The following is a 12,180-nucleotide window of genomic DNA, read 5'->3' as shown; positions in this document are numbered from 1 at the left end:
CGTTTATGTGAAGTACGTGATGTGGTTTTTGACTATCTGCCTTACAAAGCAATCAAATAAAGAAATATTCTATGGTTCAGACGGGCGAAGTAAAATTTTTTAACAATAACAAAGACTTTGATTTTATTAAACCTAATAATGGGAATACTGACATCTTTGTTCATATTTCTGATGTCCAGGTTTCGGGCCTCACTGAATAAATGATGCGAAAAAGTAATTGATAGAGCCTGACCGTTTAAGGGACCACAAGTTATAAATATTAATATTATGGTTTAATCTGAGTAGAGTCCGTTTTGTAAAATCGAGTCTCCAGCTCGATTTCATTTTATGATGTTAAATTTATATTAAACGAAATCCTTCTTTATTCGTTCTATCAGAATAAAATTGAGCACTGTTCAGGCTACATTCAGCTTAAAACATTTAAAGTGCGAATTAATGTAAATTTGTATAAGGAGTATTGCTATGACAAAATTGACTAAATTAGCAGTATTATCGGCAATATCAGCGACAACCATTTCAGCACCGTTAGCGACAGCATTTGCCCAACGCACACTATACGAGGAGACAATTACTACGAAACGAATAAAGACTAATCCTTCTCTTCATCGTGACCGGATTCATTCATCAATAGAATACTATAAACATCACCCCTCGCCACATACACATGTTCATCATGAACATCGGACGTATCATCATCATCACGTTGAACATAAAAATCGGCACTACCATGTTCATGAACACCATGTAACTCGTAGTGAAAATAATAAAGGTGATACTCTGGCTGCAGGTGTTCTCGGCCTTGCAGTAGGTACAATTCTTGGCAATGTTTTTAAACAACCTGAACAACGACAAGTTATTTATCAAGCCCCACCCCCAAATCAAGTGATCTATCAAGTGCAACCAACAGTAACGTATCAGCCTCCCCAACCATCAAAAATAAGTTGGTATCAATATTGTAAACAAACATATCGTTCCTTTAATCCAAACACAGGAACTTTTCGAGGCTACGATGGTTTAGATCACATTTGTTATGCCCCATTACAATAACTTTAAATAATAACTGAGAAAAACCCGCTTTAAAGCGGGTTTTTATTACAGTAGTCTGTTAAATTTCTTGAAGAAAAAAATTATGCTGACGTTCATAACCTATTTGACTTCCAGGCCCATGCCCACAAATAAAGTTGACATCATCGCCTAATGGTAAAACTTTTTCCTTAATCGATTTCATTAATTCTTCATAAGAACATAATGGAAAATCAGTGCGCCCAATAGAACCACGAAACAGCACATCACCCAATAAAGCAAAACGCTTTTTTTCGTTAAAATAAATAACATGACCAGGAGAATGACCAGGTGTATGAAAGACAGTGAATACATGTCCAGCGCAATCAACACTATCGCCGTCTTCTAACCATTGATCAGGAATACAAACACGCGCATCAGGCATGTGATAGATTTTTGCTCTTTCACTCACATCATCCATTACTGATGTGTCATTACGGTGTGAACCAATAATTTGAATATCCAATGCCTCTTTAGCTTGCATGGCTGCTCCAACATGATCAATATGACCATGTGTTATCCAAATGGATTCAACAATAACCCCTTTATCTTGAATTGTTTGTTGTATCTTAGGCCAATCACCACCCGGATCAACTAAAACACCTCTTTTATTTTCATTATCAAAAAGTAAAGTGCAATTTTGTTGAAAAGGCGTAACGGGAATAATATATGCACTGAGATCGTTCATTAGAATCCTTTTCAAAAATTCAATATTTTAAAATCTTTTAGTTTATAGATAACATTTCTTATGTCTTTATAAAGCAAAAAATTGTCTGCTCGACAGCTTTATGTAACTTATGTAAAGTACAATTTATGTAAACTGAATTTTTATTAAGGGTTTGAATCATGACTGATCACATTCAGACTTTATGTGATAATGCACCCCACCTTCTCGTGATTGATGATGATACCCGCATTCGCAATCTTTTATCTCAATTTCTCATTAAAAATGGATTTCGTGTTTCAGTCTCTGCCAATGCTGATGAAGCTAAACGTCAGCTTAAAAGCTTAGATTTTGATCTTCTTATTGTTGACGTCATGATGCCTGGCGAAAACGGCATTGATCTAACCCATTCACTTCGTCAAACAAAAAATGTTTCTATTTTAATGTTAACAGCTTTATCAGAAATAGATAATCGTATTCATGGATTAGAAGCAGGAGCGGATGATTATCTCGCCAAACCTTTTGATCCTCGTGAACTTTTACTTCGCATTAATGCTATTTTACGACGTGGTTTATCTTCGACCCAACCAAAAATTGAACAGATTGTTTTTGGACCTTATATCTTTTCAATTTCACGACGTGAACTCAAAAAAGAAGGAGAACTCATCAAACTGACAGATAAAGAACAGGAGATGATGGTTATTTTTTCTGAACATGCAGGAGATACTATTCCACGTCATAAGTTTGCAATGGGTGATAATAATAGCGAACGTTCTATTGATGTACAAATCAACCGTCTTCGTCGTAAAATCGAAAACAACCCAACAACTCCTATATGGATCCAAACCGTGAGAGGGATTGGTTATAAACTTTCAATTGAATAGGCCTGAGATGATCCAACCTGCAAAAAAAATTGCGCGATGGTTATCCAAGAAAATGCCTAAACGGCTTTATGCACGTTCTTTGATCATCATTATCGCTCCTATGGTACTCTTGCAAACAGTAATTGGCTATGTTTTTATGGAACGTCATTGGCAAATGGTAACAGAACGTCTTTCAACCACTGTTGTCCATGATATTGCAGCTATTATCGATATAATTGAAACATACCCGCAACAACATAATTATGAAGACATTAAACGTATTGCACAACAACGCATGGGATTAAACATCTCTATACTTCCACCTGATTCTCTTCCTCCTCCAGGACCCAAACCATTTTTTGCCATTCTTGATTACTTTTTAAGCGAAGAAATCACTCGTCAAATTAACCGACCCTTTTGGATTGATACAGTTGGCGATTCTAATCTTGTCGAAATTCGTATCCGTCTTGATCATAATATTTTGCGTGTTTTTGCCATGCGCAGCCAAGCCTATGCTTCTAATACCAGTATTTTCTTAAGCTGGATGGTAGGAACAGCTCTCGTTTTACTGTTGATAGCTATTTATTTTTTACGCCATCAAATCAAACCAATTCAACAATTAGCCAAAGCCGCAGAAAGTTTTGGACGCGGACATCCTTTACCAGAAGGATTTCAACCACAAGGAGCTGATGAAATACGCCGTGCCGGTATTGCTTTTTTACGTATGCGTGAACGTATTGAACGCCAAATCGAACAGCGTACTATGATGCTCTCAGGTGTAAGCCATGATCTAAGAACTATCCTCACACGTTTTAAGCTCCAACTTGCCTTAGTAAGCAATGATTTTGATATTAATCCACTTGAACAAGATGTCAGCGACATGCAAAATATGTTAGAAGGCTATCTCGCTTTTGCACGCGGTGAAGGCAGCGAAAATATCAGCACCATCGATTTAAATGTCTTGATGCAAAAGTTCTCTACTAACGCTCATCTCCATCAACGTAACTTCTCCTACACGATTGAAGGTTCGGCACAAATACAAGTACGCCCACATGCTTTTACCCGCTTGATCGGTAATCTTTTGTCAAATGCGTTTTATTATGCAAATACTATCCAACTCACAGCTACATCCCAAAAAGAATCTTTTATCATTACTATTGATGATGATGGGCCAGGCATTCAAAAAGACATGCATACAGAAGTTTTTAAACCATTCTTTCGGCTTGATAAATCACGAAATCAAGATGCAAGTGGAACAGGCCTTGGTCTTTCTATTGCCCAAGACATCGCACGTAGTCACGGAGGCAATATTCAATTAGATGATAGCCCATTAGGAGGTTTGCGCGCTATTGTAGATATCCCTCTATAACACAAACTCAAAAACTTTCTTAAGGGTAACAAGTAGATATTAAGCATTTCCTACAGTCTCGAATAAAGCATATTGTAGTGCTTTATGAGCACTTTCACCAGCCCAAGCAACCATCTGAAAAGCAGCATAATGACTTTCGCAAATTTTAAGCGCATAGATCAATAATGTTTCTACTTGTATATGGGATGGGTGTACACCACCTGCTAGAAGAAGACCCTGTCGATAAATAACCGAATTGTCTCCTTGCCAATAATCAAAATGCCCCAGTAACAATTTTTCATTAATTGCTAACAACAAACGCTGAATTTCCGCTGTTCGAGTATTCTCAATAAAAAGATCAAACGCGCAAGCTAAATGAAGAGCCTCTTGCTCTTCCATCCATGAAAAAGAAAGACGATAATAAGCTCGTTTTCCTTCTATGGAAACGTTAATTTCATCTTGTGCATTTCGCTCAAAAGACCAGTCATACTTACAGGCAATTTGTTCGATAAAATCAACCGGATGCTCTTCTCTTTCTGTGGCGCCAATGGCAAGCCTCATCACGAACCCTCAATAATTAAGAATGTTATCAATACAATGCAAAAAAACCTCTTATTGTAACAACACTCGCTACAATCAAAGCCTTCACACCAAACAAAAACACAAACTAAACGTATACAAGTACACAATACCGGGAAATAAAATGATAATATTTCCTATGGTAATATGGCTTGATAAAGAAAAAACGAATCACCAAGCAACCCCAGTGTATTGATACAATTTCATGGGGCTAGTCCCTTAATGCAAAAAAAATAATTTTTTGTAAAAAATGAACTAAAAATAAATTGCTAATCTGCTCTAACAGATTCAGGACTAAGCATTTTTCGGTTTCATACACAGTACGGAAAAATTGGGGATTATTTTTTCTAAGACTATTTATTGCTTAAACTGAATCCGTTTTAACTTTTTTGCTGTTTTGTTTTTCTAAACCATCAAGACGTTTTTTCAAATCAGCATTTTCGGCATATAGTTTAAGAACCATTTCCTTAACCGCTTCAAATTCTTCGCGTGAAACAAGGTCAAGTTTATTGAGCATCCTTTCAGCCTGTAAACGAAAAGCAGTTTCAGCTTCACGCCCTACACCTTGTGCAATACCTACTGCATCTGTTGCTAATTTTGCCAGCTCATCAAGAATACGATTTGATCCATTATACATAGGCTTTTTCCTTTAATTTTCGTTATTTATAAACACACTATTTATAATATTGAGAGATTATATTTGTTTTTCATCTAATAGATATCAGTTCAATCTATCAGTATTCCTTCACCTCCACAAAAAACAGCAACTAACCTCTGACCTAACTTGACCATTTTGTATCCATCTGTCATGGTTTGATAATCACATAACTTCGTAAATGTAAAGCACTCTCTAATGAATGATTTCCCTTTTTGTCCTGCTATTGCTTTTCCTCTCTTTCTTGATCCAGTTATCATCCATTTAGGACCGATAGCATTCCATTGGTACGGACTTGGTTATGTTGTAGGCATTCTGTTTGCCTGGTGGTATGCACAAGAATTACTGAAAAAAAAGTCCTTGTGGTCTAAAAACCAAGCGCCTATGACTCCACAACAAATTAGTGATTTTGTTACCTTAGGTACTATTGGGATTGTAGTTGGTGGCCGCTTAGGACAAGTTCTTGTATGGGATCCCGTTTATTACTTCAATCATCCAAGCGATATCATAGCATTATGGGATGGGGGTATGTCGTTTCATGGAGGGCTTATAGGTATAATTACCGCTATGCTTTGGTTTTCTTACAAAAACAATATCAACGTATGGGGAATGTTTGATACAATTGCCGCAGGTGCTCCCATTGGCATTGGTATTGTAAGGATATGCAATTTCATTAATCAAGAATTATGGGGGCATGTAACTACTGTTCCTTGGGCAGTTTGTTTCTACAACGATCCTCAATATCTCCCCCGTCATCCCAGTCAACTTTATGAAGCCTTGATGGAAGGATTTCTTCTTTTTATCATTTTAGCTATTGTCATCTTTTCTTTTAAAGCATTAAAACGACCTGGAACAATAACCGGAATATTTAATATAAGCTATGGAATAGCACGCAGTATTTCAGAAATTTTCCGTGTTCCTCAAGAAGATCCAGAATGGTTTGCGGTTCTCTTCTATTCTACTGGATTTACCTATGGCATGGCTTTATCTTTGCCAATGATTCTTTTTGGTTGTTATGCACTTCTCCAAACCTTTAAATATAAGTTTACAAAATAATGTCTAATCTAAAAGAGAGAATTAAAGAAATTATTATTCTCGATGGACCAATCTCCGTTAGTCAATATATGGCATTAGCACTTACTGATCCTCAATCTGGCTATTATCAAAAACAAAAACCGTTTGGACATACTGGTGACTTTATCACAGCACCCGAAATAAGCCAATTATTCGGAGAGATGATTGGCATTTGGACGATTATGAGCTGGCAAGCCCAAGGCTGCCCAAATCCTTTCATCCTAGCTGAAATAGGTCCAGGACGTGGAACTCTTATGGATGATGTTTTACGCACCATTCGCAAAATTTGTATGGCAGCATACAACGCTGCAGATATCTTTCTTATTGAAATAAGCCAACGCCTTGCAACAGAACAAAAAAAACGTCTTTCCTCTCACAAAAAACAAATTCATAATATTGAAAATTTTGAACAAATTCCTTGTAAACCTCTTATTTTAATCGCAAATGAGCTCTTCGACGCACTCCCCATCGATCAATATATAAAAGTTAATGAAGAATGGAGAGAGCGTCGTATTACACTTAATCAAGAGGGTAATTTTACATTTATCGTTGATGCACATAAATTTCCTTCTACTGACTTACCAGCCCACTGTGCTCAAATGCCCAATGGAACAATTTTAGAATACGCCCCTTCACGAAACCAATTGATACAAAAAATTAGTAGCCACTTAATACACACAAAAGGATCTGCTTTACTTATTGATTATGGTACATCCGATTTTGCATTTGGAGATACATTGCAAGCCATATCAAAACATAAATTCTGCGATATTTTTTCTGCTCCTGGTAAACATGATTTAACATCACATGTTAATTTTTTTTCTTTAAAAACAATCGCCATTCAACAAGGCTGTTTTGCTGAAATTCTAGAACAGGGAGATTTTCTTTTCAAAATGGGCCTGCTTGAACGTGCAAAACAGCTTAGTATCAACAAAAGCATTGTCATCAAAGAAAAAATTTACCAAGATATCGAACGGTTAGCTGGTCCAAAGCAAATGGGTAAGCTTTTTAAAGTTCTTCACGTTAGTGATAAAAATATACAAATACCTCATTTTGACCACAAATAATTACAAACACAATCGCCTCGCATACCATTCTCTTTTCAAATAATCATAAGGGAGCTTTTATGGAGCCTATTCTTGCACAAGATTTTTGCAATTTACACTCACGCGAAATCAAATATGGCTTTTTTACACGTCAAGGAGGTGTATCAAAAAGCTTTTATCAAAGCCTCAATGTTGGACAAAGCTCAAATGATTATCCTGAACATATTATGCAAAATCGTACCTTAATAGCTCATTATTTTGATATTGAAGTACAAAATTTAATTACTGTTCACCAAATACACTCTTGTGAAGTTGTCGTCGTTGATAAAGCTTTTATCGGTGAACGTCCAAAAGCTGATGCTCTGGTTACAACCAAAAAAGGATTAGCTATTGGTGTTCTTACAGCAGACTGTGGACCAGTTCTTTTTGCTGATCCGCAAGCTGGTGTCATTGGCGCTGCACATGCTGGTTGGAGAGGAAGTTTGAATGGAGTTTTAGAAAAAACAATCTCAGTAATGGAAGAACAAGGAGCCAAACGGCAATCAATAATAGCGGTACTTGGGCCATGCATTGGGCCATGCCACTATGAAGTGACAAGCGAATTCTATAACCAATTTATCGAACGCGATAATCAATTCGAAAAGTATTTTTTAAAAACAGATAAAGCAGACCATTTTAGTTTTAATTTATGGACATTCATTATAAACCAACTAAAAAAAGAAGGAGTCCACGCTTCTTGTCTAAAACTTTGTACTTACCAAAATGAGAAGCGTTTTTTTTCTTACCGCCGCACAATTCACCGTAATGAGCCCGATTATGGACGACAAATTTCTGTTATTATGTTAGGAAATAAATAAGGAACTTCTTTTTTACCTCTTTAACTCAAAAAAATATTCAAAACATAAGCCAAAAATTCTCATTCAGATGATTGATAGAGAACTGATTATGTTTTTTCCTTATAGGACAAGCTATTAGCTCACAAATTATATCTATTGTTCAGATAACTTTATTAAATATTCAAGCTTTTCACTTTATAATAATTATAAATTTATTTACATAAAATCTCCTAATCTAATACAGCGTATTTTCTCATTTCAACCTCTCTTAATACATAGTTTTTAACCTCAAATGCCGTGTAATATCAGTTTCATCAAATCTTGATATTATTATCAGTCTTCTTTTTATAAAATTGACGTTTATTACAAATCTTGGTTCTATTATAAACATTGGCACTGCCCCAAATCGCCATATTATCGGCAACAGTAGTTTCACCACAAACTTTGACGTTGCTGAAAACTCTGGCTCTTTCATAAATTTTAGCATTTTCAGCAACCATAGCATTTTCATAAACTAGAGCATCACCAAAAATCTTGGCATTACCGAAAACTTTAGCGTTATCGAAAACTTTAGCGTTTCTAAAAACTCTTGCTTTACCATAAACTTCAGCATTTTCAGTAACCATAGCATTGCCATAAACCCGAGCATCATCGAAGACCTTAGCATTATTATAAACCCAACAATTGCTTTCATGTGACAAATTCTTTTCATCCTCAATAAAACCACCAAGATCACCTACCTTAACATCTCCAAAATCTTTAAGAGCTCTAATACGATAAAGTGTATGAGCACCAATTATTATTTTTTCATCTGTCAATTCATATTTCTTAAGCATAGCGATACCATCTGATATCTAAAAGTTTTTTCAAAACATCTTATAAAAGATCATCTTCCTAATATCTGTAATTTAGGCCCTCTGAGAATAAGTTTATCTTAACTGTAATACGTTTTAATATCTCAAATGTAGGCTCATAGTCTTTCATAAGTTTTTATTGTGCCTCATACAGCGGTCTCTTGTACAAAAGATTAAGATTTATGCAAACACTTTATAATAAACAATTATATCCACACAATCTGCTGGACAAATAATTACATAAATATTTATATAAATTTTTTCAATTCACTAAGACAATTGTTTATATTTAAAAAATAAATAATTAAAATTCTTCAAAATAGCGTTTTTGAAATTTTTAAAACGCTTATTGAAACTATTTTATTGATTCATGAGACTTTATCTAACAAAAAAGTCTAAAAGCAAAGAGAAAGCTCATTCTTGCAATCTTTATAAAACGCACAAAACAGTTTTTACTGCTCTATTTTTGCTTATAATACTGATTATTTTTAAAAAATTTGTTTTTTTTTAGCTATTTTTTCTCATAATTAAAAAAATATTCTAGAAACAACAAGTATTTGACATAAATCAACAAACCGCATTTATTATTTAAATAATAATAGGTAATTTATCATTCTTTTTTAATTGTTAACTTGCAATCTGATAGTAAAAAGTTAAAAACTGTCACATATTCAATCGTGATTACTCAGGGGTTCTATTATGAAACTTTTTTGCGGCAACTCTAATCCACGCCTTGCTGAAGATGTTGCAAACTATTTAAGTATTCCTCTAGGCAAAGCAACTGTAAAACGCTTTGCTGATCAAGAAATTTTTGTAGAATTGCATGAAAATGTGCGTGGACAAGATGTATTTGTTTTGCAATCTTCATCCTATCCAGCAAATGATCATTTGATGGAATTACTTATTATGATTGACGCACTTCGTCGTTCTTCAGCACGTCGCATTACAGCTGTTTTGCCTTATTTTGGTTATGCTCGCCAAGATCGTAAACCTGGACCACGTACTCCTATTTCTGCAAAACTCGTCGCTAATCTCATCACTCAAGCCGGTGCTCATCGCGTTTTGACATTAGATCTTCATGCAGGACAAATCCAAGGCTTCTTTGATATTCCAACAGATAATCTTTACGCTGTTCCTGTTATTGCTCGCGATATTAAGATGCATTATTCTCTTGAAAATGTAATTGTTGTTTCACCTGATGTTGGTGGTGTGGTGCGTGCACGCTCTTTAGCTAAGCGCTTAAATAGTCTGCTTGCCATTGTCGACAAACGTCGTGAACGTCCAGGTGAATCAGAAGTAATGAACATCATCGGTGATGTCACTGGAAAAGATTGTCTCTTACTGGATGATATTGTTGATTCAGGTGGTACCCTGTGCAATGCAGCAAGCGCCCTTTTGCAACACGGTGCAAAAAGCGTCACCTCTTATATTACACATGGTGTCCTTTCTGGAAATGCTATAGAACGTATTACCAATTCAGAAATGAAGGAATTAGTTATTACTGACTCAATTATGCCAACAAAAGCAATTGAACAAGCTCATAATATGCGTATTTTGCCAATTGCTGACTTAATCGGAGAAGCTATTGCAAGAACAGCAGCAGAACAATCTGTTTCAAGTTTATTTGGCTAAATTGGTGCCTTTGGATATCCTGGTGTCTGTTTCTTAAAATAAAACCAGAAAAAGCTAATGCGCACTTACCATTAAATCAGTATGAATAACAATAAGCCCACGTTCTTCAAAATAAATTAAAAGGCAGCGTAAATTTAAAGAATGAGTTTTATAAAGATGCTCCAAAACTACATCTGATGGTCAGGATTTCGACGTTAAAGCTGCCTGCACAACATGTAAAATACACCTGAACATCATCTTCATCTTCCAAACTTTTTGATAGATGTAAAGCACATTTCCACTCTTCACTTACAAGCACCTTCTTCATCAATAGAAGCCTGAACAATAGTCAATTTACCTCGAAATTGCGAAATATGAGGAAGGAACTCTGATACATCATGAATACGACAATGTATCAAAAAAATCTTGATAAAATAATGCTGTCGAACGATAAACAACTTCAGGATCATCCATTATTTCACGGATGATACGTTCTACCTGTACTTCACAATCAATTGCCAAAACCTTTTGACAGAAGTTTTTATCTTCCTTTATTAATTTTTGTTTTTTGTGCACAAACTCTTCTAATATTTCATGAATTTGTTGTTCTTTTACAGGTTCTAGTGAAATGAAAATGACATGACGTCGTTTTTTTTCAAATGATGCAGTAAAAACGAGTTTTTTGCATCAGTTCTTTTTGTTGGAAGCAGCATTAAGTTTCGGACAAGAAGAACGTGCTGTTTGAACAAGACCAATAATAATCGGTAAAAAACGCTATGATAAAAAGAGTCTTAAAACAATGAAGTGACCACACTCAAGATCTCGAAACATTTCTGCCTGACAACGCTCCATTCCTAAAAGATCAGCAGCACGTATAAAGTGTGTGCTATTAAAAATTTGATACTTCAGCAGCAACGTTTTTTGCAAGCTTAGCTAAACGTTATGTAGCAATAACACCAGCAAAAACACGTTTACGTCCTATACACATTAAATTGGTCATAGCACTAAGCGAAATCTTACGCACTTCATCAGAAAACTCTCCTGCTGCAGTTGGAGTAAATAATGCGCTTCATCAATCACAATTAACATAAGATACCAATAATCACCCTCAATATTTAAAAGTGCTCCAAGAAAACAACAACAGCACGCATCTGTTGTTCAGTATCTAAAAGCCTTCAAGATTGAAAACAACCGAAACTCGATGTCAGCGAATACGATGAGCAATTTGTACCCATTCTTTTCATTCCATTGAGCTTCAACAACAATATGGCCAAATTTATCAGCCAAAATCATAAAATCACCTTCTGGATCAATAACACACTGTTGTATTCATGAGAAACTCTGTTAAAGAAGATATCGAAGAAGATGCGATTTTCCTGAACCAGAACTACCCTGTAAGAAAACGTGTTGCCAATAAATTCCTCAAGATTAACGAATGCTGAATCTGGGTTATGCAATGCACCATATTCTGATGCTTCACCTCAGGCAATCTCAACCTTCATAAGGTCTCTATTATTTGATTTTTGCAAATCAATATTGATTCTGTGCTTTTCAGGATATTTGTAACATTTCCTCTTCCATAAGGTTA

The 12,180-nt window shown here is 35.4% G+C and carries 11 protein-coding genes and 2 pseudogenes; 8 read left to right on the top strand and 5 right to left on the bottom strand.

Annotated features, from left to right (window positions below):
- Positions 1-71: 71 nt before the first annotated feature.
- Together T420_RS07180 and T420_RS0101615 are read left to right on the top strand one after the other, a co-directional pair.
- Positions 72-191: pseudogene (locus T420_RS07180) on the top strand (cold-shock protein); the annotation flags it as partial.
- A gap of 271 nt (positions 192-462) precedes the next feature.
- Positions 463-1,047, top strand: coding sequence for a BA14K family protein (locus T420_RS0101615; protein WP_026501081.1), 585 nt, complete (start codon positions 463-465; stop codon positions 1,045-1,047).
- Between the two features lie 58 nt (positions 1,048-1,105).
- Here T420_RS0101615 and T420_RS0101610 read toward each other — a convergent pair whose 3' ends face one another.
- The gene (locus T420_RS0101610; protein WP_013544678.1) at positions 1,106-1,750 is read right to left on the bottom strand and encodes an MBL fold metallo-hydrolase; all 645 of its coding nucleotides are present in this window, start codon (positions 1,748-1,750) and stop codon (positions 1,106-1,108) included.
- Between the two features lie 158 nt (positions 1,751-1,908).
- Between T420_RS0101610 and T420_RS0101605 the strand changes: the two genes are divergently transcribed.
- Positions 1,909-2,610 carry a response regulator gene (locus tag T420_RS0101605; RefSeq protein ID WP_013544677.1) on the top strand — a complete coding sequence of 234 codons (702 nt, stop codon included), beginning with the start codon at positions 1,909-1,911 and terminating at the stop codon, positions 2,608-2,610.
- 7 nt (positions 2,611-2,617) lie between these two features.
- The gene (locus T420_RS0101600) at positions 2,618-3,958 is read left to right on the top strand and encodes an ATP-binding protein (protein WP_013544676.1); all 1,341 of its coding nucleotides are present in this window, start codon (positions 2,618-2,620) and stop codon (positions 3,956-3,958) included.
- A 39-nt stretch (positions 3,959-3,997) separates the two neighbouring features.
- On the opposite strand, the gene T420_RS0101595 is transcribed toward T420_RS0101600, so the two are convergent.
- Together T420_RS0101595 and T420_RS0101590 are read right to left on the bottom strand one after the other, a co-directional pair.
- The gene (locus T420_RS0101595) at positions 3,998-4,498 is read right to left on the bottom strand and encodes a type III secretion system chaperone family protein (protein WP_013544675.1); all 501 of its coding nucleotides are present in this window, start codon (positions 4,496-4,498) and stop codon (positions 3,998-4,000) included.
- 382 nt (positions 4,499-4,880) lie between these two features.
- Positions 4,881-5,153, bottom strand: coding sequence for an accessory factor UbiK family protein (locus tag T420_RS0101590; protein ID WP_013544674.1), 273 nt, complete (start codon positions 5,151-5,153; stop codon positions 4,881-4,883).
- 216 nt (positions 5,154-5,369) lie between these two features.
- Between T420_RS0101590 and lgt the strand changes: the two genes are divergently transcribed.
- From lgt to pgeF, 3 genes are read left to right on the top strand one after another with little or no spacing between them, the layout of a single operon-like run.
- Positions 5,370-6,227 carry a prolipoprotein diacylglyceryl transferase gene (gene lgt / locus T420_RS0101585; RefSeq protein WP_013544673.1) on the top strand — a complete coding sequence of 286 codons (858 nt, stop codon included), beginning with the start codon at positions 5,370-5,372 and terminating at the stop codon, positions 6,225-6,227.
- The gene (locus T420_RS0101580) at positions 6,227-7,312 is read left to right on the top strand and encodes a class I SAM-dependent methyltransferase (RefSeq protein WP_013544672.1); all 1,086 of its coding nucleotides are present in this window, start codon (positions 6,227-6,229) and stop codon (positions 7,310-7,312) included. Before lgt ends, T420_RS0101580 begins: the two co-directional genes overlap by 1 nt.
- A 59-nt stretch (positions 7,313-7,371) precedes the next feature.
- A complete protein-coding gene (pgeF, locus tag T420_RS0101575; RefSeq protein ID WP_013544671.1) occupies positions 7,372-8,148 on the top strand; it encodes a peptidoglycan editing factor PgeF in 777 nt (258 codons plus the stop codon).
- A 293-nt stretch (positions 8,149-8,441) separates the two neighbouring features.
- On the opposite strand, the gene T420_RS06830 is transcribed toward pgeF, so the two are convergent.
- Positions 8,442-8,963 carry a hypothetical protein gene (locus tag T420_RS06830; RefSeq protein WP_013544670.1) on the bottom strand — a complete coding sequence of 174 codons (522 nt, stop codon included), beginning with the start codon at positions 8,961-8,963 and terminating at the stop codon, positions 8,442-8,444.
- A gap of 717 nt (positions 8,964-9,680) precedes the next feature.
- Here T420_RS06830 and T420_RS0101565 point away from each other — a divergent pair.
- On the top strand, positions 9,681-10,613 hold the full coding sequence (locus tag T420_RS0101565; protein ID WP_013544669.1) for a ribose-phosphate pyrophosphokinase: 933 nt from the start codon (positions 9,681-9,683) through the stop codon (positions 10,611-10,613).
- Here T420_RS0101565 and T420_RS07480 read toward each other — a convergent pair.
- Positions 10,610-12,049, bottom strand: a pseudogene (locus T420_RS07480) (ATP-binding protein). The gene T420_RS0101565 and the pseudogene T420_RS07480 overlap by 4 nt on opposite strands.
- Positions 12,050-12,180 lie beyond the last annotated feature (131 nt).

The sequence above is a fragment of the Bartonella clarridgeiae ATCC 51734 genome (assembly GCF_000518185.1).
GTDB classification, from domain to species: domain Bacteria; phylum Pseudomonadota; class Alphaproteobacteria; order Rhizobiales; family Rhizobiaceae; genus Bartonella; species Bartonella clarridgeiae.
Note: the sequence above shows the minus strand (reverse complement) of the source record. Positions and strands in the feature narration are given on the sequence as shown.